Source organism: Faecalibacterium hattorii, from assembly GCF_003287455.1.
Classification (GTDB): domain Bacteria; phylum Bacillota; class Clostridia; order Oscillospirales; family Ruminococcaceae; genus Faecalibacterium; species Faecalibacterium hattorii.
On record NZ_PRLC01000004.1, the window covers coordinates 13,603 to 36,367 of the forward strand.

Annotated in this window: 21 protein-coding genes; 15 read left to right on the plus strand and 6 right to left on the minus strand. The window is 59.6% G+C overall.

Annotated features, from left to right (window positions below; all coding sequences use genetic code 11):
* Nucleotides 1–66: 66 nt before the first annotated feature.
* The 5 genes from C4N23_RS03695 to C4N23_RS03715 form a co-directional block, all read right to left on the minus strand.
* Nucleotides 67–354 carry a WXG100 family type VII secretion target gene (locus C4N23_RS03695; RefSeq protein ID WP_112144136.1) on the minus strand — a complete coding sequence of 96 codons (288 nt, stop codon included), beginning with the start codon at nt 352–354 and terminating at the stop codon, nt 67–69.
* Between the two features lie 69 nt (nt 355–423).
* A complete protein-coding gene (locus tag C4N23_RS03700; RefSeq protein WP_097839363.1) occupies nt 424–681 on the minus strand; it encodes an EsaB/YukD family protein in 258 nt (85 codons plus the stop codon).
* A gap of 11 nt (nt 682–692) precedes the next feature.
* Nucleotides 693–5,222 (minus strand): type VII secretion protein EssC, encoded by a 4,530-nt coding sequence (gene essC / locus C4N23_RS03705; protein WP_112144138.1) that lies wholly within the window; start codon nt 5,220–5,222, stop codon nt 693–695.
* A gap of 213 nt (nt 5,223–5,435) precedes the next feature.
* Complete coding sequence (locus C4N23_RS03710; protein WP_112144345.1) at nt 5,436–6,368, minus strand: carbohydrate kinase family protein; 933 nt, start codon at nt 6,366–6,368, stop codon at nt 5,436–5,438.
* 176 nt (nt 6,369–6,544) lie between these two features.
* On the minus strand, nt 6,545–7,741 hold the full coding sequence (locus tag C4N23_RS03715; RefSeq protein WP_112144140.1) for a cation:proton antiporter: 1,197 nt from the start codon (nt 7,739–7,741) through the stop codon (nt 6,545–6,547).
* 326 nt (nt 7,742–8,067) lie between these two features.
* Between C4N23_RS03715 and rpsF the strand changes: the two genes are divergently transcribed.
* From rpsF to C4N23_RS03765, 10 genes are all read left to right on the plus strand, one after another.
* Entirely contained in the window at nt 8,068–8,352 is a 285-nt protein-coding gene (gene rpsF, locus C4N23_RS03720) for a 30S ribosomal protein S6 (protein ID WP_055189167.1), read from the plus strand.
* Between the two features lie 30 nt (nt 8,353–8,382).
* Complete coding sequence (locus tag C4N23_RS03725) at nt 8,383–8,862, plus strand: single-stranded DNA-binding protein (protein WP_055189169.1); 480 nt, start codon at nt 8,383–8,385, stop codon at nt 8,860–8,862.
* Nucleotides 8,863–8,908: 46 nt separating this feature from the next.
* Entirely contained in the window at nt 8,909–9,166 is a 258-nt protein-coding gene (gene rpsR / locus C4N23_RS03730; protein WP_055189171.1) for a 30S ribosomal protein S18, read from the plus strand.
* A 402-nt stretch (nt 9,167–9,568) separates the two neighbouring features.
* Nucleotides 9,569–10,588 (plus strand): LacI family DNA-binding transcriptional regulator, encoded by a 1,020-nt coding sequence (locus C4N23_RS03735; protein ID WP_112144142.1) that lies wholly within the window; start codon nt 9,569–9,571, stop codon nt 10,586–10,588.
* A 59-nt stretch (nt 10,589–10,647) separates the two neighbouring features.
* The gene (locus C4N23_RS03740; protein WP_112144144.1) at nt 10,648–11,997 is read left to right on the plus strand and encodes an ABC transporter substrate-binding protein; all 1,350 of its coding nucleotides are present in this window, start codon (nt 10,648–10,650) and stop codon (nt 11,995–11,997) included.
* Nucleotides 11,998–12,083: 86 nt separating this feature from the next.
* The gene (locus C4N23_RS03745; protein ID WP_055189176.1) at nt 12,084–12,935 is read left to right on the plus strand and encodes a carbohydrate ABC transporter permease; all 852 of its coding nucleotides are present in this window, start codon (nt 12,084–12,086) and stop codon (nt 12,933–12,935) included.
* The gene (locus C4N23_RS03750; protein ID WP_097839357.1) at nt 12,935–13,777 is read left to right on the plus strand and encodes a carbohydrate ABC transporter permease; all 843 of its coding nucleotides are present in this window, start codon (nt 12,935–12,937) and stop codon (nt 13,775–13,777) included. The genes C4N23_RS03745 and C4N23_RS03750 overlap by 1 nt, the downstream gene beginning before the upstream one ends.
* A gap of 18 nt (nt 13,778–13,795) precedes the next feature.
* Nucleotides 13,796–15,268 (plus strand): 4-alpha-glucanotransferase, encoded by a 1,473-nt coding sequence (gene malQ, locus C4N23_RS03755; RefSeq protein WP_112144146.1) that lies wholly within the window; start codon nt 13,796–13,798, stop codon nt 15,266–15,268.
* 322 nt (nt 15,269–15,590) lie between these two features.
* Nucleotides 15,591–16,049: a hypothetical protein gene (locus tag C4N23_RS03760; protein ID WP_112144148.1), complete on the plus strand. Its 459-nt coding sequence runs from the start codon at nt 15,591–15,593 to the stop codon at nt 16,047–16,049.
* Nucleotides 16,050–16,103: 54 nt separating this feature from the next.
* Nucleotides 16,104–16,433, plus strand: a complete 330-nt coding sequence (locus C4N23_RS03765) for a hypothetical protein (protein WP_055189184.1) — start codon at nt 16,104–16,106, stop codon at nt 16,431–16,433.
* Between the two features lie 49 nt (nt 16,434–16,482).
* Here the strand turns inward: C4N23_RS03765 and C4N23_RS03770 are convergent, their stop codons facing one another.
* Nucleotides 16,483–17,775, minus strand: a complete 1,293-nt coding sequence (locus C4N23_RS03770) for a galactokinase (RefSeq protein WP_055189185.1) — start codon at nt 17,773–17,775, stop codon at nt 16,483–16,485.
* A 217-nt stretch (nt 17,776–17,992) separates the two neighbouring features.
* Here C4N23_RS03770 and C4N23_RS03775 point away from each other — a divergent pair, with 217 nt between their 5' ends.
* From C4N23_RS03775 to C4N23_RS03790, 5 genes are all read left to right on the plus strand, one after another.
* On the plus strand, nt 17,993–18,850 hold the full coding sequence (locus C4N23_RS03775) for an AraC family transcriptional regulator (RefSeq protein ID WP_112144151.1): 858 nt from the start codon (nt 17,993–17,995) through the stop codon (nt 18,848–18,850).
* A gap of 18 nt (nt 18,851–18,868) precedes the next feature.
* Complete coding sequence (gene rlmD / locus C4N23_RS03780; RefSeq protein ID WP_112144154.1) at nt 18,869–20,242, plus strand: 23S rRNA (uracil(1939)-C(5))-methyltransferase RlmD; 1,374 nt, start codon at nt 18,869–18,871, stop codon at nt 20,240–20,242.
* A 227-nt stretch (nt 20,243–20,469) separates the two neighbouring features.
* A complete protein-coding gene (locus tag C4N23_RS03785; protein ID WP_112144157.1) occupies nt 20,470–21,318 on the plus strand; it encodes a DUF6017 domain-containing protein in 849 nt (282 codons plus the stop codon).
* Nucleotides 21,319–21,320: 2 nt separating this feature from the next.
* The gene (locus C4N23_RS13955) at nt 21,321–21,476 is read left to right on the plus strand and encodes a hypothetical protein (RefSeq protein WP_181567065.1); all 156 of its coding nucleotides are present in this window, start codon (nt 21,321–21,323) and stop codon (nt 21,474–21,476) included.
* Between the two features lie 241 nt (nt 21,477–21,717).
* Nucleotides 21,718–22,677, plus strand: coding sequence for a calcium/sodium antiporter (locus C4N23_RS03790; RefSeq protein WP_112144159.1), 960 nt, complete (start codon nt 21,718–21,720; stop codon nt 22,675–22,677).
* The last annotated feature ends 88 nt before the right edge of the window (nt 22,678–22,765 follow it).

The following is a 22,765-nucleotide window of genomic DNA, read 5'->3' on the forward strand; positions in this document are numbered from 1 at the left end:
GCGTCGGGTGCACGGAGAGGCGCTTGTTCCTCAAATTGGCTTTGAGCGGAACAAGCACCCCGCGGGTTAGCCCTTCAGGCTGCCGGCCAGAGAGTTGTCCTGCTCGGTGAAGCTGTTGGCAACGGTGTCCAGATTGGTGGCAAAGCTCTCGATCATCTCAGCGAACTGAGTGAAGGTAGACTCCATGCCGTTGAACTTCTCGATGTAAGCAGTTGCAGCAGCACCGGTGAACTCGCCGCTCAGGTTGTTGACCAGAGTACGCATTCTGCCCATGTTGTCGTTGTGGTTGCTCAGCAGAGTACGCAGCTCATTTGCCTTGCTGTGAAGAGTGTCCGCATCCACGCGAATTGCCATAATAGATTCCTTCTTTCTTTTTTATAAAGGTGGATTATTTTTCAACCCCAAAAAGAGGGTGAAACAAGGTTATTTCTGGGCCAAGTACAGGATATCGCCGTTCCAGACGCCCGCTTCTTCCAGCGTTTCGCCGGGTTTCAGCATCCGGCCAAGGCGGCGGTCCCATAAGGCGACCTCCGAGATCCGCCACTGCAGTTCCGGCGCATAGCCGCGCAACGTTTCCAGAATGTCGTCCAGCAGCTTTTCGCTTTCCACGTCCTTCGGCACTTCAAGGTCGAACTTCCGGCCCGAAAAGCTGTCGCCCACGGTCACGATCAAATGATTCATCTGTGCTCACCTCACGCTTCGACCAGTTTGATTTTTTCGGTCTGCTCCGGCCCCAGCAGGTAGCCGTAGCCCTCGTCGAGCGATTGGATTTTCTCCTCCGGGCCAAGGTCGCCGCAGATGTGGAAGGTGACCGACTGCACCGTGCCGCCCAGCAGCAGCACATTGGGTGAAGCCGTCATCTTGCTCACGATGGGGTCCATGGCCGAGCCCGCGTTGGCGTCCTCGGTGCGTTCCGCCGCAAGGATGACGGCCCCCAGTTTTTTCGCGAACTTGATGCCGTTGAGCAGCTGCCGGAGCATGGCTTCATCCTCCGAGTCGGTCATCTCCTTCAGGTCGTCAATGAGAACACAGATCTGCGGCATCTGGGTCAGCAGAGCCTGACGTTCCGCATCGGTTGCGGCGTCGCGGCACTCCGCTTCGCGGCTGACCAGTTCTTCGATGAACTTCCGCATCGTGCGGCTCAGCAGCTCGGCGTCTTGGGTGTCCACATAACGGCCCAGCGGTTCCAGTTCCGCAAGGCCCCTGCGGCTGCTGTCCAGAATAATCAGCTCGTTGTCCTCCCGGCTGGTCAGCAGTTTGGCAACGGTCTGCAGCATCCGGCTCTTGCCGCAGCCGGAGGGGCCGGTCAGCAGCACGGTGCCGCTGGCCGCAAGGTCCAAGCTGACGGGGGCAAAGCTCTTGGTGCTGTTGCCGATGGGCAGTTGATCCCGCTGCTGGTAGAGGCTGCTGGTCTCGTCCACGCTCACCGATTCCGGCATCACCGGGATAGGCTCCGGGCGGGCACCGTGCCAGCTCCGGTCCATCCACTCCAGCGATTCCTTCAGGGCTGCGACCCGCTCCTTTTCGTTCTCGCCGGGCACGTAAAGCGCGGTCTGGAACACCACCGGGCCGCCGGTCTTCTTGATGAGGGCGCGGCCCTTGGCCCCGGCCACCAGCCGGTGCGAAGCCCGGCTGCCGCCCACGAGCTGACCGTACATCGTATCATCGTTCATCTCAAAGGCGATGGCACCGGAGGTATTCTGGGTGATCTTGTAGCGGATGCCCGTCTGGGTGCTGGCCGTGTAGATCAGGTAGATGCCGTAGCTGGCACCTTCCTGTGCAATGGTGGTCAGCAGTTCCTCGTAAGCGGGGCAGAGTTCAAAGATGGGCTGGATGTTGTCGATGGCCAGCACCACGGCGGGAATGTCATCCGAGACATTCTCGCGGTAATCCTTGAGGGAGCTGATGCCGTGCTTCGAGAAGGCCTTCTTCCGCTTGGCGAACTCTTCCCGCAGGATGTAGGCCAGCTTGTCGAATTTTTCCTCTTCGCTGCTCAGCACCACGCCGCCGACATGGGGCATCTGCTCCATGGTCTTCAGGCTCCAGCTGCCAAGGTCGATGATGTAGATGGAGATGTCCTTCGGGCGGTACCACCGGCCCAGACTGCACAGGATCGCCTTGAGCAGCATGGTCTTGCCGCTGCCCGCGCAGCCGTAGATGCCATAATGGCCCTCGGCTTCGAGGTCGAGGCAGAGCACACCCTGCTCCTGCAGTTCCGGGCGGTCGTAGCGGCCCACGGGGATCTGCAGCCACGGCAGCGCGCCGGGCCAGTCCCCGCCCTCGAAGGCGCCGGGCACGCCCAGCTCGTCCAGCGGGATGGCGTCGGGCAGCTCCGGCAGCCACGGACAAGGCATTTTATCAAGGTGGTGTTCGTTCGCCACCTTGGTCAGATACTTCGAGACGGCGGCCAGCTCGTCCAAATCGGACTGGAAGCGGGTGCGCTCCTCGTGAACGGTCTTGATGCGCTCACCGTTCAGCTCCACCACGCGGACCTGATTGCCCACGCTGGCGGTCGCTTTCCGATCCCCCAGATAGGGTGCGCCGCACCAATAGGACTGAATCTGTTCGTACACGTCATTGTCGCCGACCTTGACGTAGGCACGGCCCGCCTGCGACAGGTGCGCCGCGTCCGATGTGCCCAGCATATCGCGGCTGGCCGAAGCGTTCTGCACCTTGAGGCAGATGGCGAAGTTGGTGTTGGCGCGGATCTGGTCGTCCACGATGCCCGAAGGGTTCTGGGTGGCCAGCACCAGATTGATGCCCAGCGAACGGCCGATGGTGGCCGCACTGACCAGCGACTGCATGAACTCCGGCTCCTGACTGCGCAGTTCGCGGAACTCGTCGGCCACGATCAGCAGCCGGGGCATCGGTTCCCGGAACTTGCCCGCGTGGAACCCCTTGCTGTAGTCGCTGAACTTGGAAACGCCGCACTTCGCAAAAATTTTCTGGCGGCGGAGCAGCTCGCTGTGCAGCGAGACCATGGAGCGCTGGATGTTGTTGCCGATATTCGTGATCTTGCCGACCATGTGGGGCAGCCCTTCCAGCGTGTTGGCCAGACCGCCGCCCTTGTAGTCGATGATGACAAAGGAAACGTCGTAGGGATGATAATTCACCGCCAGCGAGAGCAGCCATGTCGTCAGCAGTTCGCTCTTGCCGGAGCCGGACGTACCGGCCACCAGACCGTGCGGGCCGTCGTTGACGACATCGAGGTAGAAGGGCTTGCCGCCCGCCATCGCACCGATGGGGGTGCTCATGTTCTTCCGCTCCTGCGTCCAGCGGTCCCATGCGTCCAGCTCCTCCACCGTGTTCACGTTCATCCCTTGTAAGAACGTAATGGCGGAAGGGATCTCCAGATGGGCCGCGCCGCCGCTGACCTCCACCGCCGACAGCGTGCGGCAGTAGCGGTCGAAGGCGTCGGCCTTGATCTCCGGGTCCGGGGTGAAGAGGGCCTTTTTCTCGGTCTGGGTCACGTCGTAGCAGCAGGGTTCCGGCGGGAAATCGAGGTTCACAACGAACTGACACTGCTGCGGCAGATAGCCCAGCTGTTCGTCGGCGGAGATGTTTCCCAGATCGTAGGCGAAGAGGATGGAGGCATTTACGCCCGGCCCGCCGTTCAGGATGTCGCTCACGACCTTGAGCCGCTCGGCCATCCGGTAGGACCCCATAAGGAAGACGTAGTGGGTCGAGTCGCTTTTGCCCTCGCCCCGGAACAGGTCGTGGAACAAGTCGCTCAGACTGTTTGCGCTCTTCTCGTCAAAGGCAAGGTAGCGGGTCTGCTCCTCGGCGTCCCAGATATGGGGCAGCCAGCGCAGCGCCTGCCAGAGTTCTTTTTCGTCTTCGTCGAAGATGCCCACCAGCTTCACTTCGGTGTAGAAGTGGGAATAGGTCATGGCTACGATGATATTTTTCAGCAGGGAGACGACCCGGCGGTGGTCACCGATCAAGCCGCACGCACGGTATTTCCGCAGGTCGATGCGGGTGGGCACATGGTCCACGATGCGGTTCTCCTCGATGATCTCCTTGGCCAGTTCGGCTACATCGTCGTCCTCCATCTGGATGCCGGAACTGTCCATCGGCTCCTTGATGGGCACGCAGAGGGGCTCGTAGCCCATGCCGACGCGGAGCTGCAAAAAGTCCTCATCTTTGGGGCTGCGCTCCCACAACGAGAGCTTCAGGTCGGCCAGACCCTCGGTGCAGGTCTCCGGGGCGGGGTTCTCCCGCGTCAGGATCTCACGCTGCTTTTCGGCCGTCTGCTGAATGACCGCCTGTTGGGATTCTATATATGCGCCGTACTTCTCGCGGCGTTTCTGTTCGTATTCCTGATATTTTTTGAGGTCGCGCTTGTTGTCGCTCTTGCCCATGACGACACTGCTCACGGGCGAAACGAGGCTGGCCGCGCGGGCGGCGATCAGCGCGGGCGACGCCGCGCCCATGGCCAGCGAAGCGCCCACCATGGCACCGCTGCCCAACAGCGATGCAAGGAAGCCGCGCCGCTTTTCAAACAGCCGCGCCTTTGTGGGCGGGCGTTGCAGCACGATCGGCTCTGCGGGCAGCCGCTCCCGCTGGCGCGGCGAGCGCCGGTAGCGCAGATGCTTGCGGCTGTTCTGGGTGGTGCCCAGCCCCACACCGGAGGTATTGAAGTGCAGCCGCCGCCCTGCATCCACGAAGATGAGTTCCGAGTTTTTCACCTCGATGCGCAGGTGGAGCAGATCGATGATGTCGCCGGACTTGAGCTTTGCCTTTTGGATGCGGTGGCCGTTCAGGTAGGTGCCGTTGGTGCTCTGGCGGTTGTGGCCGCCATCTTCGAGGTAGGCCATGCCCTCCTCGCACCGCAGCGTCATCTGGTAGCCAGAGACGGTGCCCTCGTCCAGCACGATGTTGTTTTCGTCCTTCCGGCCGATGGTCACGACCCCGCGGTAGGGCAGCGTATATTTCTGCCCAGCAGCTTCTCCCGCCTCCTGCCAGCAGATCGTCAGCGGCAGCTCGTCGGTGATCCGCTGCAGGGTCGCACTTCCCCTGATGGCCTCAGTGTAAAGGTCCCGCAGCTTTTTGCCGGACGCATATAACGCGCCCTTTTTATAGGTAAACTTGAGTTGGCCGGGCAGCAGTTCCTCCACAAAGAGCGTGTCGTTCTTGCCGCTGCCGACCGTAAAGCTTTTGCCGTTTTCCAACTCGACTTTGTAAAGCCGCTCGTTGTTCCAGCGCAGCACACATTGTATCATTCTGATTTCCCCATCTATTTTGATTCAAAGCGCCCCAATAAACCGCCCGGACGGAAGATTCCGCAATTCCCGCCGCAGACCGCTTTTCGCTCACATCCTATTTTCACAAAAATTCTACACTAATTTCATAGGCGCGTCAATATGGTTTTATCACAAAAATCCCTTCCCGAAACCAGTTTCGAAAAGGGATTCTGCTTTGTGTATTTGATTGGATCAGTCCACTACCGGCACATCCAGCCCGAATTCCAGTGGGCGGAAACGGGGGCAGACATTCTCGGTGATGCAGATGACCGAGGCGGCGAGGCGGCTGCCGATCTCACAGGATTCGGCCAGCGTCTTGCCATAGGTCAGGCCGATGACCGTTCCGGCGAAGAACGCGTCACCCGCGCCGGTGGTGTCGATGACGTCCACCTTCTTGGCGGGAACGATGCCGCAGTCGCCGTTGGCATGGGCATAGACCGCGCCCTTGTCGCCCATCGTGACCACCATGCAGGGGATGTTCGCGCTCTTGACATTAGCGGCCAGCACCTTGCACATCTCAGCGGGTTCCAAGTGGCCGTAATCGTCCGAGAAGAGCAGCCCGGCCTCCTGCTGGTTGCAGACAAAACAATCGATCTGCTGCAAAAAGTCCCGGCGCTCCATGGCAATGCTCATGTTGGAGACTGCGGCGAATACCTTTTTGCCGTACTTCTTGGCGTAGCGCAGGGTCTGCTTCACGGTCTCCTTTTCGAGGTCCAGTTCCAGCGCGATGCTGTCGCAGTCCGTGAAGATCTCATCGCCCTGCTCCTCCAAGAGCTTGGTCAGGGGGGCGGTATCCGGGCGCTTGGAGATGGCCGCACAGACGTCGCCATCGTTGTCGAAAATGGCCAGCCATGTGCCCATGCCGTCCGGCACCCGCTGGATGAACTTGGTGTTCACCTTGTGGTTGGACAGCTTATCAATGACGTCCTGCCCCATGCCCGTATCGTCCACCAGACCCACGAAGGTCGGGCGCAGTTCCACGTTGGCGATATCCTCCGCCACATTGCGGCTCACACCGCCGTGCACCTGCTCCACCCGCCCAGCGTTGCGCCCGCCGGGGATGTAGGTGGAGAGCGGATAACCTTTGATGTCCACAAAAACGGCACCGATCACTACAATTCCCATAAAAAAATTCCTTTCCCGGATTTTTACCTTGATTTTAACTTCATTATACACGATTTCCGGGCCGGAATCCATCTATTTTCCGATTTTTGGGCCTTTGACCCCGCCGTCGGCACCGACCTTCCCCCATTACAGCAAAAGACCCCCGGTCGAATGGCCGGGGGTCCTTTGTGATACGATCAAGCTTCCGCCTGACTGGGATGGGGCTTCGGCGGGTGCTTGGTGAAGAGGAGCTTCAGCACCAGCGGCGTTGCCACCGAGGAGACCACGATCAGCAGGATGACCGCTGTGAAGTAAACGGGATCCACCACGCCCACATCGAGGCCCTTCTGGGCCACGATCAGCGCCACCTCGCCGCGGGTCATCATGCCCACGCCGACTTTGAGGGAATCCTCCCAGCTGAAGCGGCAGATCTTGGCGGCCAGACCGCAGCCGATGATCTTGGTGATGAGGGCCACGATCACGAAGCAGACACTGAACAGCAGGATGCTGGGGGTCAGGCCGCTGATGTCGGTCTTCAGGCCGATGCTGGCGAAGAAGACTGGCGCGAACATCACATAGTTGCTGATGTCCACCCGGCGCTCCACATAGGAAGCGTCATTCATCGAGCAGAGCACGATGCCCGCGATGTAAGCGCCCGTGATATCCGCGATGCCGAAGTATTCCTCGGCGATGTAGGCCATGGCAAAGCAGAACACCATGCTGACGATGGTGATGCGCTGGGTGTGGGGATTGCGCTTGTCCAGCCACTTCATCGCGAAGTGGACGATAAGGCCCACGCCGATGGCCGTGGCAAAGAAGAGGACGGTGTTGAACAGCACCTTGCCCAGCCCCGTGCCGGTGCCGGAGCTGGCACCCAGCACGCAGGTCAGCACCACGATGCCGATGACGTCATCGATGACCGCCGCGCTGACGATGGTGGTGCCGAGGAAGCTCTTCAGGTGGCCCAGCTCCTGCAGCGTCGCCACCGTGATGGACACGCTGGTGGCAGTCATGATGGTGCCGATGAAGAGCGCCCGGTAGAATTCCGGGCTGCCCACGGCTGAAAAACCGTAGAATACACTATAAAGGAGAGTGCCGCCTACCAGCGGCACCGCCACGCCCACACAGGCGATCAGCGTCGCGATGGGGCCCGCCCGCATCAGCTCCTTCAGGTTGGTGCCAAGGCCGGTGGAGAACATCAGCAGCACCACGCCGATCTCCGCGAAGACGGAGATGGTATCGCTGATGTGCACGAGGTTCAGCAGACACGGGCCGATCAGCAGACCCGCGATGATCTCGCCCACCACCTGCGGGGCCTTGCACTTGCGGGCCACCAGCCCGAAGAACTTGGCCGTGAGCATGATGATGGCGAGATTCCGGAAGACCGAATACATAAAAGTACCTTCTTTCGTTTATTCTCATATTTTGTTTTCCCGACGGGGGCGGCCGCGCGCCGTCTCCCGTACCGTACCATATTATAGCGCAGCCGCTTGTTAAAAGCAAAACGATTTCGATTAAGATTTGGCCAAAATTTCGCTCTGTTTCCGTTTTATTTTTTGTACAGAATTTTGCGTTGCAGGGCTTGACAAAGCAAAAATCACTTGCTATAATAAATTGCTGTCTGAACAGACACACCGCACGGGCCGGGCGAAGCCGCACGGACCGTGTACCTTGGCCTCATAACCTTGAGGCCCTCAAGTCCAAAAGGAGGTGCTACAAAATGGCAAAGTACGAAACCATGCTGATTACCAGCGCCGCTCTCGACGAGGAGGCTACCACCGCTCTGGTCGGTAAGTTCAAGTCCCTGATCGAGGCTAACGGTACGATCGATTCCATCGACGAGTGGGGCAAGCGCCGTCTGGCCTACCCCATCAACGACGAGGAGGAAGGCGTCTACACCGTGATCAACTTCACCAGCGAGCCCAGCTTCCCTGCTGAGCTGGATCGTGTGTACAAGATCACCGAAGGCGTTATGCGCAGCCTGATCGTTGCCCACGAGGAGTAATCTCTCCGTGATCAAAAAGGAGTCCGTTTTATGTTGAATGTTGTAGCCATCATGGGCCGCCTTGTGGCTGACCCGGAACTCCGCACCACCCAGAGCGGCACCAACGTGTGCAGCTTCCGGATCGCGTGTGACCGCAATTTTGCCCGTCAGGGTGAACAGCGTCAGGCTGATTTCATCGACATCGTCGCATGGCGTCAGCAGGCAGAGTTTGTTTCGAAGTATTTCCAGAAGGGCAGTCTGATCGCCATCGAAGGCTCGCTTCAGACCCGCCAGTATCAGGACAAGCAGGGAAACAACCGCACTGCCGTTGAGGTCGTGGCCAACAACATCAACTTTGCAGGCCCCAAGAGCAGCAATCAAGGCGGCGGAGCGAATTATCAGAATTCCGCTCCGTCCTACCAGAACGCAGCTCCTGCCCGCCCGGCTGCTGTGGAGGCAGCTCCCAGCTATTCCGCCGGCAGTGCAGATGATTTCGCCGTCATCGATGACAGCGACGATCTGCCGTTCTGATCCGAAACGGTCTATTCCGTTAAAATCTTATAGGAGGTAATAAGCAATGGCTTTTGAAAGAACCGAAGGCTCTCGCCCCGCGCGCCCCATCCGCCGCGGCCGCAAGAAGGTTTGCAGCTTCTGTGTCGATCGCATCGACACCATCGATTACAAGGACGTGCCCCGTCTGCGTAAGTACGTCTCTGAGCGTGCAAAGATCATTCCCCGCCGTGTGACCGGCACTTGCGCTTATCATCAGCGCGCACTGACCACCGCCATCAAGCGTGCTCGTCACGTTGCTCTGATGCCCTACGTCAGCGACTAATTTTTCAGAACTACTTTATCAACCCAATTCAAAATAAATCAGCAATCAGCAAAGCGCCTTCCCCGATGACAAGGGGAAGGCGCTTTTTGTTTTCCAGCATCGCACGCGACACTTTGGCGCGCAGCACAGTCATCCGGGAATGTGCATTGAACGGTCAAAAAGTTACAAACCGGTACGGTTTTCCCGGTTCTTTTTGCATTGTTCCCGGTATTTTCTGAAACGAACCGGAGTTTTGACTCATGCGCAAAACAACCTGCACAAAGGCAGGTCAATTCCTTGTACACTTTTTACGAAAGTGGTTCCACATGATTGATTTTTTGAACAAAATGTGCCATACTATAGCCACTGGAAACGTTCCCGACAACGTTCCCGATGAATCGGCAGAAAGCGAGGAGATGCGATATGACGATCAAGGACATCGCCCGCATCAGCGGCTGTTCCGTCAGCACCATCTCCCGTGTGATCAACGACCGGCCCGATGTGCGGCCGGAAACGAAAGAGCACGTTCTGAAGGTCATGCGGGAAGCGGGGTTCACCCCCAACACCAACGCCCGGCAGTTGAAGATTCAGCAGTCCCGGAGCTTGGTGTTCGTGGTCAAGGGCGCACGCAACCTCTTCTTTTCGGACTTCCTCGTTCAATTGCAGCGGGCCGCTACCCTGTACGGATACAACGGCATCGTCTCCTATCTGGACGAGAACGCCAACGAGATCGACGCAGCCGAAAAGATCCTGCGGGAGATCAAGCCCAAAGGCATCATCTTCCTCGGCGGCAGCGTGAGCAACTTCCAGAACGGTTTTGCCAACATCACAGTCCCTTCTGTGCTGGCTACGCTGGTCTCCAATGAGCTGAACTTCCCCAATCTGTCGATGGTCGGCGTAGACGACCGGGCCGCTGCCCGCACCGCCGTCGCCCACCTCATCGCGCAGGGCCACAGCAAGATCGCTGTGCTGGGCGGCCCAGCCACCAGCTATCCCAGCCGGATGCGCCGCCTCGGCGCACAGGACGCCATGGAGAACGCCGGGCTCACCTTCGACGACAAGCTCTACGGCCTGTCGAACTACGATTTCGAGTCCGCCTACCACGCCATGAACAGTCTGCTGGCCCGCCGGGCCGAGTTTACCGCCCTGTTCGCCATGAGCGACGTGATCGCGTTCGGTGCCATCCGGGCGCTGGTCAGCGCCGGGTGCCGGGTGCCGGAGGATGTCTCCGTCATCGGCTTTGACGGCATCACGATGTCCCGTTACTGCGTGCCGGTGATGACCACCATCGTCCAGCCCAGCGAACAGATCGCACTTCAGAGCATTGAGCTGCTGGTGCGGCAGATCGAGCACGGTGCCCCGGCACAGACCGTTACCCTCCAGCCGGAATTGCAGCAGGGCGAAAGTGTCTGCCCCTGCCGCCGCCGGTTTGAATCCGTCTAACCCCGCCCGCTTTCACCGGGCGGTGCTGATAAAAAACAATCAGAAGAAGGAGTACTACTATGAAAAAGATGATCTCTCGTCGTAACTTTCTGAAGGTCGCAGGCGCTTCTGCCGCTGCTCTGGGGCTGGCTGCCTGTGGAGGCTCTTCCAGCTCCACCTCCACCGCTTCCTCCGCTGCCGGTTCTACCGCTGCTTCCTCTACCGCAGCTTCCGGTGCCAACGGCAAGGTCTACTTCCTGAACTTCAAGCCCGAACAGGATGAGGCTTGGCAGAATCTGGCTAAGGTTTACACCGAAGAGACCGGCGTGCCCGTCACCGTCGTGACCGCTGCTTCCGGCCAGTACGAGACCACCCTGATGAGCGAGATGGAGAAGAGCGAGGCTCCCACCCTGTTCCAGGTCAACGGTCCTGTGGGTCTGGCCAACTGGAAGGATTACTGCTACGACCTGTCCGGCAGCAAGCTGTACGGCGAGCTGACCAGCGACTCCTTCGCCCTGAAGGACGGCGACGCTGTCACCAGCATCGCATACGTCATTGAGACCTACGGCATCATCTACAACAAGGAGCTGCTGACTGCTGCTGGCTACACCCAGGACGATATCAAGGGCTTTGACGATCTGAAGAAGGTCGCCGATGACATTCAGGCCCGCAAGGCTGAGCTGGGCGTCGATGGCGCTTTCACCTCCGCCGGCATGGACGGTTCTTCCGACTGGCGCTTCAAGACCCATCTGGCAAACCTGCCCATCTACTACGAGTACAAGGCTGACGGCATCAGCTCCACCGACGCCATCAAGGGCACCTACCTCGACAACTACAAGCAGATCTGGGATCTGTACATCACCGATTCCACCTGCGATCCCACGTTGCTGGCTTCCAAGACCGGCAACGACGCTGTGGCCGAGTTCGTGGGCAAAAAGGCTGTCTTCTATCAGAACGGCACTTGGGCTTACAGCGACGTGAAGGATCTGGGCGACGACAACCTCGGTATGCTGCCCATCTACATCGGTGTGGACGGCGAAGAGAATCAGGGCCTGTGCACCGGTTCTGAGAACTACTGGTGCGTGAACAACACCTCTTCTGACGAGGACATTCAGGCTACTCTGGACTTCCTGTACTGGTGTGTCACTTCCGACAAGGGCACTTCCGCTATGTCCGACGATATGGGCTTTGTCATCCCCTTCAAGAAGGCAAAGGAATCCACCAACCCCCTGATCGCCATTGCAAACGACTACGTTGCAGCTGGCAAGACCAGTGTTGACTGGTGCTTCTCCACCATGCCTTCCGAGGAGTGGAAGAATGGCGTTGGTTCCGCTCTGACCGCTTACGCAGCAGGCACCGGCGATTGGAACGCCGTTGTCACTGCCTTCGTTGATGGCTGGGCCAAGGAGTACAAGCTGGCCAACGGCTAAGCTCCCCCATCATTCTTAACACCTGACTTGCAAAAGGGAGGCGGGCGAATGGTTCGCCCGCCCCCCTCTTTTTTTGGAGGTATATCATGCAAAAGGCCATCAGCAAATATTGGCCGGTGTTCGTGCTGCCTACCCTCATCGCGTTCATCATCGGCTTCATCTGGCCCTTCATCTGGGGCACTTATCTGTCCTTCCAGCGGTTCACAACGGTCTCCAAGACCACCTTCGTCGGCATCCAGAACTACATCTCCGTCTTCCAAGACTCCACCTTCCTGCATGCCTTCGGCTTTACGGCAGTGTTCACTGTGGTCTCCACCGTGCTCATCAATGTCTGCGCCTTTGCCATTGCAATCGTGCTGACCCGCGGCATCAAGGGCACCAACATCTTCCGTACCGTCTACTTTATGCCCAACCTGATCGGCGGCATCCTGCTGGGCTACATCTGGCAGATCCTGCTCAACGGCGTGCTGGCAAACCTGCAAAAGCCCCTGCTGGCACTGGATGCCAAGGCCGGTTTCGTCGGTCTGGTCATTCTGATGTGCTGGCAGCAGATCGGCTACATGATGATCATCTACGTTGCCGGTCTGCAGAGCGTGCCCGGCGACCTGATCGAGGCCGCCAAGATCGACGGCGCGTCGGATCGCGAGATCCTGTTCAAGATCAAGCTGCCCATGGTCATGCCCAGCATCACCATCTGCACCTTCCTGACCCTGACCAACAGCTTCAAGCTCTTTGACCAGAACGTCGCCCTGACCGCCGGTGAGCCCGCCAACGCGAGCGAAATGCTGGCTCTGAACATCTACAACACCTTCTACGGCCGCTCCGGTGCCCAGTGGAAGGGCATCGGTCAGGCAAAGGCCGTCGTCTTCTTCCTGATCGTGGTCGTCATTTCTCTGATCCAGCTCCACTTCACTCGTTCCAAGGAGGTACAGCAGTAATGATTAAACGGAAACAAATGTGGGACAATGTGCTCACGGTCATCATGACCCTGCTTTGCCTGTTGTGGGTCTACCCCATTGCCCTGATCCTCATCAACAGCCTGAAGAGGGAGGGCACCTTCACCACCTCCACCGTCTTCGCGCTGCCCACCAAGGAGACCTTCGTGGGCCTTGAAAACTACACCTACGGCATCTTCAAGATGAACTTCCTGTCCAGCCTCGGCTACAGTCTGCTCATCACGGTGTCCAGCGTCGTACTCATCCTGCTGTGCTGCTCGATGACCGGCTGGTATCTGACCCGCGTGAACAACAAGCTCAGCAAGTTCATGAACCTGCTCATCGTCTTCTCCATGGTCGTGCCCTTCCAGATGGTCATGTTCACCCTGTCCAAGACCGCCGACACCCTCAATCTGAACACCCCGTGGAACATCTGCATCATCTACCTCGGCTTCGGCGCCGGTCTGGCCGTGTTCATGTTCACTGGCTTCATGAAGAGCGTGCCCATCGAGATCGAGGAGGCGGCCATGATCGACGGCTGCAACCCGCTGCAGATCTTCTTCAAGGTCGTCTTCCCCATCCTGAAGCCGACCATGATCTCCACCGCCATTCTGGAGACCATGTGGGTCTGGAACGACTACCTGCTGCCCACGCTGGTGCTGGACATCAAGAAGTACCGCACCATCCCCATGGCCATCCAGTACTTCCGCGGCGGCTATGGCCGCGTGGAGCTGGCCCCCATGATGGCCTGCATCATCATCGCCATCATCCCCATCATCCTGCTGTACATCACCTGCCAGAAATACATCATTGAAGGCGTCGTGGCCGGCGCTGTCAAGGGCTAAGCGAGGAGGAGTTTCACCATGCGAGCAAGCGGCATCCTGATGCCCGTATTCAGTCTGCCCGGCCCCTTCGGCATCGGCACGCTGGGGCAAGAGGCCTTTGCATTTGTGGATTTTCTGGCCCGCGCCAAGCAGACCTATTGGCAGATCTTACCCATCGGCCCCACCGGCTACGGCGACAGCCCCTACCAGAGCTTTTCCGCCTTTGCCGGGAACCCTTATTTCATCGATTTCCGCGCCTTGGCAGACGAAGGCTGGCTGCTGCCCGGCGAGGTGCCCGCTGCAGCCCCGGTCGGCAGCATCGATTACGGCGCGCTTTACAACCAGCGCCCGGTGATCCTGCAAAAAGCCGCCGCCCGGCTGCTGGCCGCCCCCACCGCCGCCTACGCCGAGTTTTGCACTGCGCAGGACTTCTGGCTGGACGACTACGCCCTGTTCATGGCCATCAAGGCCCAGCAGGGTCAGGCGGGGCTGGCCGACTGGCCGGACGCGCTGCGCACCCGCGATCCCTCCGCCCTCGCCGCCGCCCGCGTGCGGCTGGCCGACGCGGTGGACTACTACAAGGCCGTGCAGTTCTTCTTCTTCACCCAGTGGAACGCCCTCAAGGCTTACGCCAACGGCAAGGGCATCCTGCTGGTGGGCGATATCCCCATCTACGTCAGCCCCGATTCCAGTGACCTGTGGACCCGCCCGGAGCTGTTCCAGACCGATGGTCAGGTCCATCTGACCCATGTGGCCGGGTGCCCGCCGGACGCTTTCGCTGCCGACGGTCAGCTCTGGGGCAACCCGCTGTACGACTGGCCCCGCCACGAAGCCGAACACTTTGCGTGGTGGAAGCGCCGGATGAAGCACGCCACTTCCATTTATGACGTGGTGCGCATCGACCACTTCCGCGGCTTCGAGAGCTACTACTCCATCCCCGCCGGGAACACCACGGCGGCGGGCGGCCACTGGGAAAAAGGCCCCGACCAAGCCTTCATCGATGCAATGCACGAGACGCTGGGCCAAGGCGGCATCATTGCCGAGGATCTCGGCTACCTGACGCCGGAGGTCAAGACCATGCTGGCCGCCAGCGGCTATCCGGGCATGAAGATCATGCAGTTCGCCTTTGATCGCCGGGAGCCGGGCAACTACCTGCCCTACACCTACACCAAGAACAGCGTCGTCTACACCGGCACCCACGACAATGTGACCACCGAGGGCTGGAAGGAAAGCGCCAGCCCGGAAGACGTCCACTATGCGTGCCGGTACCTCCGCTGTGAGCCGGACGACCTGACCGAAGCAATGATCGCGGCGTGCCTGTCCTGTGTGTCGGATATGGCCATCGTCCCCATGGCGGACTGGCTGCATCTGGGCGCAGAGGCCCGCATCAACACCCCCAGCACCCAAGGGGCCAACTGGCAGTGGCGTCTTGCCACCCCGCTGACCGGGCTGCTGGCCGACCACATCGCCGACCTGACCGTTCTGTATGACCGCGCTCCGGCGGCAGAATAAGCATTTCTCCTCTTCTGATATTTCTCCCCAGTTGAGCGGCGAGCCGTGCAGCGTTTTGTGGAAAACGCCCGTCCGGCCCGCCGCTTTCGTTTGTTTTGTGTAAATTTCACACAACATTTTTTCAGCGGTGCCGTCTCCCGCCTTTTTGCGTTTTTCTTCGCATTCCTGTTATTTTTTGAAATTTCATCCTTTATTTTTCACAAAACCGGCACGCCGTTTTCCACTTTCGTCTCTTGTTGTTTTTGGGAGAGTATGCTATAATTTTCTCAACTTATGGCGGACATGCTGCGTCCGGCCCCGATACGAAAGGAGTTCTCTTGCCATGGAATATACCAGTCAGTCTGCGCTGCACTTTCCCGCAGCGTATGCCCCCATCTCCGAAGATGAAATGATCTATCTTGATGGCGGCGATGCCATTTCGCCCCAGCAGTTTACCTTTAACCTCGTCACCAACCTCATCCGCCTGATGGGTCAGGCAGCCTTTAGTGGCGCCCTCAACGGCCTGTCCAACATGCGCAACGACGGCCTGACCACCGGCGGTGCCATCGCCCATTACTGGAACCGCCAGAACACCATGGGCAAGGTGGCGACCGTCGTCTTCACGGGCTTTGCGGGCTATGCGGTGTACATCTACTGCGTCTCCCTCGTGAACAATGTCCTCAACCTCTACACCAGCGCCAAGAACAGCATCACCGGCGCGGACCAGACCACCACCGACACCACGGCGGCGGCTTCCTCCGACCCCACCACAGCGGCCACTGCGGCACTGACGGCGGCCTGATGCCTACGGCCCCCTGCGTTTGAACTTGATCTTGATGCAGAAAGGAGCTTTTTTATGAAAGAGCTGCAGATGCCTTCTTCCTACGCGGCCATTCCGGCAGAGGAGCAGATCCAGATCGGCGGCGGCGGTGAGCTGTCCGACGCATGGGATCGTTTCACCGATCAGCTCCGTCTGGACGATTTCTTCTTCAGCGGCGGCATCCTTTCGCTTTCCTTCACCTTCGTGCCCATGCTGCTGTTCCGTGTGGTCGGCTCCGCCTACCGGTTGGCAGAGAATGTTTACGTCAAGCTCTCCAACCAGTTCGGCTTCCACGACGACACCCTGTCGGCGCTCCAGTCCTACACGGACGAGATGCGCCAGAAGCGGCAGGAGCGCGGCGTATAACTTGATCCGAAAAAATCTCCCCGGCATCGGCCGGGGAGATTTTTTCCGTTTATAGTACTCGGATCGCACCCTGCTCCCGCAGACGGAGGCGGTAACAGCTGCCGAAGCCGAACACGGCTTCGATGGCGTCATGGTAGCTCTGCACCAGCGCCTGTGGGACGAAGGCTTGGATGGTGCCCGCAAAGCCGCCGCCCTGCATCCGCCACGCACCGCCCCGCCCGGCCAGCAGATGCTGGCTCAACGCCAGCGCCGAGGAGAGTCCCTGATGCCGCACATCGGCGGCGCAGTAGACGTTCTGGCAGAGGGTGAAGGATGCGTGTCCGCTGGCCTCGATCAGCCGAAGAAAGGCCGGGAAGTTCCCCGCCCGCAGCGCATCCCGCTCGGCGAGGGTGCGGGCATTCTCCTCAAAATAGTGAATGGCCCGCAGCACGGCGCGGTCTCCGCACGTCTGCCGCAGCCGGGGCAGGGCGGCCCAGAGATCCGCCGCCTGCACCTGACCGAGAACCTTTGCCCCCAGCTGCGCCGCCACAGCCTCCATCTCCTTCCGGATGGCCGCAAACTCGCCGGTCAGCTCGCTGTGGCTGCCCCGCGTGTCGGTCACGCAGAGGGTCATTCCGGCTGGCAGCAGCCCCGCCGCATGGATCTTCTCGATCTTAGGGGAAGCCGGGTCGGCAAAGTCCGCAAAGATGACGCCGCCCACCGCGCTGGTCAGTTGATCCAGCAAGCCGCTGGGCTTGCCGAAGTAGGTGTTCTCCGCATACTGGCAGATCTTTGCCAGCTCCGGAGCCGACAGGCCGCAGTGATATTCTCCGTTCAGGATCACCGCCATCCCCATCTCGAACGCCGCCGAGCTGGACAGGCCGGACCCCCGCAGCACATCGCTGGCGGTGTAGGCGTCGAAGCCGCTGACGGCCTTGCCCTTGGCCCGGAAGCCCTCCGCAATGCCCCGGATGAGGCTGGCGGAGTGGGTGCTCTCGCCGTCCTGCGGCTCGGCCTCACTCAGGTCGATGACGTCCAGCTTGTTGAACCCGCGGGATTTTACCCGGATGAAGCCGTCATCGCTGGGCGACGCCACGGCCACAAGGTCGAGCATCACCGCCGCCGCCAGCCCGTAGCCGTGCTGGTGGTCGGTGTGGTTGCCGCCAAGCTCCGCCCGCCCCGGCGCGGAGTAGAGATGCACCTGCCGCCCCGGCCCGAAATAGAGTTCGAACTGTTCCAGCGCGGCGGCGTATCGCTGCCGCTGCCGGGCCAACACTGCCGGGTCTGTGCCATACAGCGCGGCAAGGGCCGCGTCCTGCTCCCCTGCCAAGATCTGCTGTCTGAGCTGTGTACTGGTCGCCATAGCCGTTCCTCCCCCAAGAACACCGGAAAGCCTGTTCGGAAAAGATAACTCTATTGTAATCGATGCAGACGCAGTTTTCAATTTATTTGGCGATTTGATCGGGCAAAAAATCAAATTTTGGCACGAAAGTCAAAGAATCGGATGTACTTTTGTTGAATTTGCAGGGGCAAATATGTTATACTGAACTTAACAATGCCGCTGATGGGAGGAGATTCCTATGCCAGACGTTTACAAGCAGTCCTTCAAACAGAATTACACCAACAACATCGAATTGTCCATCTTCAACTGCGGCTTGGAGCGGTGCGCTCCGGGCCAGACATGGGGCCCCGGCATCCGGGACCACTACCTGATCCACCTTGTCGTTTCGGGCAGGGGCACCTTTGAAGTGGGCGGGCGCACCTTTGCCGTCGCCCCCGGTGATCTGTTCTTTGCCCGGCCGAGCCAGCTCATCCGCTACTCCGCCGACGAGCAGCAGCCGTGGGAGTACAGTTGGGTGGGCTTTAATGGCGCATGTGCGCACAAATTAGCCGCGCAGCTCCCCTTTACCGACGAGCAGCCCGTCCACCACACCAGCGACCCCGACGGGATGCGCACAGCCCTGACCAACATCTACTCCTCCCGCGGGCTCCAGCCGCAGAACGAAGCCGCCATGGTGGGCTACCTGTACCTGTTCATCTCCGCCCTGATGAAGGAGACCAGCGAGGCCAAGCCCCACAGCACCTCGTCCTCCAGCCAGTATGTGCTCAACGCCATCAAGTACATCCAGTTCAATTATTCGCACGATATCTCCATCGACGATGTCGCCAAGAGCGTGGGCGTCTCCCGCAGCCATCTGTACCGGGTGTTCATGCTGAACGTCGGCAAGAGCCCCATTGATTATCTGACCGACTACCGGATCAACGAGGCCTGCAAGCTGCTGCGGGCGGGCAATCTGTCCATCGCCGAGGTCGCCGTCTCGGTGGGCTTCTTTGACCAGTTCTACTTCTCGCGGGTCTTCAAGCGCGCCAAGGGCGTGCCGCCCAGCAAGTACCTCGCGTCCCAGACCGACGCCGCCGAGACGCCGGACGCCGAATAACACAAAAGGAGATCACCCATGCCCTTACAGAAAAATCAGGTGTTGACGCTGACCATCGAGCGGCTTTCCAATGATGGCAACGGCGTGGCACACTCGCCGGACGGTGAGGCCGTGTTCGTGCCCGGCACCGCCCCCGGCGACGAGGCCGATGTCCGCATCGTCAAGGACTGCGGCCGCTATGCCTTCGGCATTCTGGACAGTCTGCGCACCCCCTCGCCCGACCGCATCCCGGTGGACTGCGCCGTGGCCGGCCCCTGCGGCGGGTGCAGTCTGCGGCATCTGGACTACGCCGCCGAGCTGCGGGCCAAGCAGGAGAGCGTGACCGACGCCTTCCGCCGCATCGGCGGGCTGGATGTGCCGGTTCTGGACGCCCTGCCCTCCCCCGAAGTGGACCGCTATCGCAACAAGGTGCAGTTCCCGGTGGGCCGGGACAAAAACGGTGCCCCCTGCATCGGCTTTTACGCCGGGCGCACCCACCGCATCGTCCCCTGCCCGGACTGCAAGCTGCAGCCCGGCGTCCTGAACGACATCGGCAACGCACTCTGCGCCTTTTTTGCGGCCAACCACATCCAGCCCTACGATGAGGCCACCGGCAAGGGCCTTGTGCGCCACATCTTCCTGCGGCGCGGTGCCCACAGCGGGCAGATCATGGTCTGTATCGTCTGCACCCGCCCGAAGCTCCCCCACAGCGCGGAGCTGGCCGCCCAGCTGCAAGCGCAGTTCCCGGCCATCGCGACCATCCTCGTGAACGTCAACGCCAAAAACACCAACGTCATCCTTGGCACCGAGACCCACACCCTTTCCGGCCCCGGCTTCATCGAGGACACCCTCTGCGGCGTCCCGGTCCGGCTCGGCCCCCTGTCGTTCTATCAGGTCAACACCCTCGCCGCCGAGCGGCTGTACGGCATCGCCGCCGACTATGCCCAGCTCCAGCCGGAGGACCTCCTGCTCGACCTCTACTGCGGCATGGGCACCATCGGCCTCTCGATGGCAGACCGCTGCCGCGAGCTCATCGGCGTGGAGATCGTCCCCGAAGCCATTGAGAGCGCCAAGGCCAACGCCGCCCGCATGGGCAGCGCTGTTGCCGCCAAAAGCCGCTTCTTCTGCGCCGATGCGGGCAAAGCCGCGTCCCAGCTCGCCGCCGAGGGCCTCCACCCGGACGTCATCGTCCTCGACCCGCCCCGCAAGGGCTGCGACGAGGCCACCCTCTCCGCCGTCGTCCAGATGTCCCCCCGCCGGGTCGTCTACGTCAGCTGCAACCCCTCCACCGCCGCGCGGGACGCGAAGTGGCTGGAAGAAAAGGGATATCATGCGGAAAAGGTGCAGCCGGTCGATCTGTTTCCGAGGACGAAGCACGTCGAAGCGATAGTTTCACTACAAAGAGAAATCTAGTAGAAATCCTCCGTTTTACGTTATTTTCTCGTCACGTTGTGTTCGATGGCGAGGGCGATAAACTCCGCAATAAACGCATTGAAAATCACATCACCGTTTCGGTGGTAATTGATATGGAGTGCGGAAACACAAAGAATTGAATATCTAACAATCGGCATAGCCGCAGACTTTCACAAAAAGCCTGCGGCTTTTTCTTTGTCCAAAAACAGAAAGGAGGCATCCGTGAAATGGCAGTTTTTCGGGTAGAAAAGAACAGCGGCTACACGGTCATGTCGAACCATCACCTGCGGAACCGGGCCTTGTCCCTGAAAGCCAAAGGCTTACTCTCCCAAATGCTCTCCCTACCGGAAGATTGGGACTACACCCTGCAAGGACTGGCCCGTATCAACCGGGAAAGCATCGACGCGATACGGCAGGCCATCCGGGAACTGGAACAGGCAGGCTACATCCAGCGTTCCAGAGAACGGGACGAGAAAGGGCGGCTGCGTGGTGCAGACTATGTGATCTTCGAGCTGCCGCAGCCTGTTCCTGCATCGGTTTCACCTACATTGGAGAATCCCACGCAGGAAAACCCTACGTTGGAAAATCCAATGCAATTAAATAAAGATAAAGTAATTACAGAAATACAAAAGAAAGAGGGATTAAATACCGATTCCATTCCTATCCATTCCCCAAACCCCTTGCCTTTGAACGAGAACGAGGCAGCGGCACCGCCGCCGGAACGGACAGGAAGCCGAAAGGAAGCGGCCTATCAAATCTACCGGGACCTGATTTTGGAGAACATCGAGTATGACACCCTCATCCAGAATCCCCGGATAGACCGGGAGCAGCTGGACGAGATCGTGGACATCCTGCTGGAAACCGTCTGCACCAACCGTAAGCCCATCCGGGTGGCCGGGGACGATTACCCGGCAGAGTTGGTCAAGGCCAAGTTCCTGAAACTGGACAGCCATCACATCGAGTTCGTCATGGACTGCCTGTGGGATAACACCACCAAAGTCCGTAACATCAAGCAATACCTGCGGGCCATGCTGTTCAACGCCCCCAGCACCATCAACAGCTATTCATGGCGGTGAATATGCTTACCAGCGCGCTGGCACTGGCGCGGTACGATGCCCGCACCAGCGGCGATGCGCCCAACGGCCAGCTGGAAGTGTTCCTTGACGAGCATTTCGACAACGCCCGCATGGAGCATATTTACCCCAACGCCAAAAAAGTGACCAAGGCAGAATAAATCCCACATTTCCCCTTGCGCTTTTGCTGGAAAACAGGTATAATATTCTCTGGATAAAAGGGAGTAAGGGGCGTACTTTAGTTGAAAAACGGGTGCGCTGTGCTGCAGCGACACCCCCGGCAGAAATGCCCGATGCAGTACCGGATGCTTGAGACTTTTATCACATTTTCCCGTTTTGGGCTGGATGTGATAAAGGTCTTTTTTTGTGCCTCTGCCGCTATTATTAAAAAGGAGAGATATTATGCTGATCCCTGTTCTGTTATTTATCGTGGGTCTGCTGTGCCTGATCAAGGGCGGCGACTGGTTTGTGGACGGTGCCACCGGCATCGCCCGCCGCTTCCATGTGCCGGAGCTGCTCATCGGTGCCACGGTGGTGTCCATCGGTACCACCCTGCCGGAGGTCATGGTGTCCACCACCTCTGCCCTCACCGGTCACGGCGAGATCGCCTACGGCAACGCCATCGGCTCGGTCATCTGCAACGCTGCACTGATCGCCGCCATCACCATTGCGGTGCGCCCGGGCAAGGTTGACCCCAAGAGCCTGCGCACCCCGGTGGCCTTCTTCTTTGTGGCTGCCGCTTTCTATGCCGGTGTGGCCTACACCACCGGCTCCTTCACTCGCCCGGTGGGCCTGATCCTGCTGGCCATGTTCGTGGCTTACATCGTGTGCAACGTGCTGGCTATGAAAAATGCCCCCGCCCCGGAAGAGGAAGAGCAGGCTGAGGAAGGCTCCTTTGCCAAGGAGTTGGGGCTGCTGGCCATCGGCGCAGTGCTCATTGCTGTGGGCGCTGACCTGCTGGTGGACAACGGCACCCTCATCGCACAGGCGCTGGGCGTGCCGGAGTCGGTCATTGCGCTGACCTTTGTGGCACTGGGCACCTCGCTGCCGGAGCTGGTCACCGCCATCACCTCGCTGGTCAAGGGTCACGGCGCGCTGTCGCTGGGCAACGTCATCGGTGCAAACGTGTTCAATCTAGTGCTGGTCAGCGGCGTGTCTGTCACGCTGGCACCCTTCAGCATCCCGCAGAACTCCACCATCGCAGGCATGAACGCCTCGCTGGTGATGGATATCCCGGTCATGTTTGCCGTGATGCTGCTGCTCACCCTGCCCGCTCTGATCAAGGGCAAGCTGAGCCGCCCGCAGGGCATTGCACTGCTGTGCATCTATGCCGCCTTCTGCGCCGTGCAGTTCAGCATCTGATCTGTTGTAAACGTAAAATATTTAAGGCTGCTGCACAGGGTTTTGTGCAGCAGCCTTTTTATGTGGGATGATTTTGAATGCGCTCCGC

Excerpts from the sequence above, each read along its gene's own strand:
- C4N23_RS03695 (WP_112144136.1), bottom strand. The coding sequence starts at position 354 with ATGGCAATTCGCGTGGATGCGGACACTCTTCACAGCAAGGCAAATGAG.
- C4N23_RS03700 (WP_097839363.1), bottom strand. The coding sequence starts at position 681 with ATGAATCATTTGATCGTGACCGTGGGCGACAGCTTTTCGGGCCGGAAG.
- essC (WP_112144138.1), bottom strand. The coding sequence starts at position 5,222 with ATGATACAATGTGTGCTGCGCTGGAACAACGAGCGGCTTTACAAAGTC.
- C4N23_RS03710 (WP_112144345.1), bottom strand. The coding sequence starts at position 6,368 with ATGGGAATTGTAGTGATCGGTGCCGTTTTTGTGGACATCAAAGGTTAT.
- C4N23_RS03715 (WP_112144140.1), bottom strand. The coding sequence starts at position 7,741 with ATGTATTCGGTCTTCCGGAATCTCGCCATCATCATGCTCACGGCCAAG.
- rpsF (WP_055189167.1), top strand. The coding sequence starts at position 8,068 with ATGGCAAAGTACGAAACCATGCTGATTACCAGCGCCGCTCTCGACGAG.
- C4N23_RS03725 (WP_055189169.1), top strand. The coding sequence starts at position 8,383 with ATGTTGAATGTTGTAGCCATCATGGGCCGCCTTGTGGCTGACCCGGAA.
- rpsR (WP_055189171.1), top strand. The coding sequence starts at position 8,909 with ATGGCTTTTGAAAGAACCGAAGGCTCTCGCCCCGCGCGCCCCATCCGC.
- C4N23_RS03735 (WP_112144142.1), top strand. The coding sequence starts at position 9,569 with ATGACGATCAAGGACATCGCCCGCATCAGCGGCTGTTCCGTCAGCACC.
- C4N23_RS03740 (WP_112144144.1), top strand. The coding sequence starts at position 10,648 with ATGAAAAAGATGATCTCTCGTCGTAACTTTCTGAAGGTCGCAGGCGCT.
- C4N23_RS03745 (WP_055189176.1), top strand. The coding sequence starts at position 12,084 with ATGCAAAAGGCCATCAGCAAATATTGGCCGGTGTTCGTGCTGCCTACC.
- C4N23_RS03750 (WP_097839357.1), top strand. The coding sequence starts at position 12,935 with ATGATTAAACGGAAACAAATGTGGGACAATGTGCTCACGGTCATCATG.
- malQ (WP_112144146.1), top strand. The coding sequence starts at position 13,796 with ATGCGAGCAAGCGGCATCCTGATGCCCGTATTCAGTCTGCCCGGCCCC.
- C4N23_RS03760 (WP_112144148.1), top strand. The coding sequence starts at position 15,591 with ATGGAATATACCAGTCAGTCTGCGCTGCACTTTCCCGCAGCGTATGCC.
- C4N23_RS03765 (WP_055189184.1), top strand. The coding sequence starts at position 16,104 with ATGAAAGAGCTGCAGATGCCTTCTTCCTACGCGGCCATTCCGGCAGAG.
- C4N23_RS03770 (WP_055189185.1), bottom strand. The coding sequence starts at position 17,775 with ATGGCGACCAGTACACAGCTCAGACAGCAGATCTTGGCAGGGGAGCAG.
- C4N23_RS03775 (WP_112144151.1), top strand. The coding sequence starts at position 17,993 with ATGCCAGACGTTTACAAGCAGTCCTTCAAACAGAATTACACCAACAAC.
- rlmD (WP_112144154.1), top strand. The coding sequence starts at position 18,869 with ATGCCCTTACAGAAAAATCAGGTGTTGACGCTGACCATCGAGCGGCTT.
- C4N23_RS03785 (WP_112144157.1), top strand. The coding sequence starts at position 20,470 with ATGGCAGTTTTTCGGGTAGAAAAGAACAGCGGCTACACGGTCATGTCG.
- C4N23_RS13955 (WP_181567065.1), top strand. The coding sequence starts at position 21,321 with ATGCTTACCAGCGCGCTGGCACTGGCGCGGTACGATGCCCGCACCAGC.
- C4N23_RS03790 (WP_112144159.1), top strand. The coding sequence starts at position 21,718 with ATGCTGATCCCTGTTCTGTTATTTATCGTGGGTCTGCTGTGCCTGATC.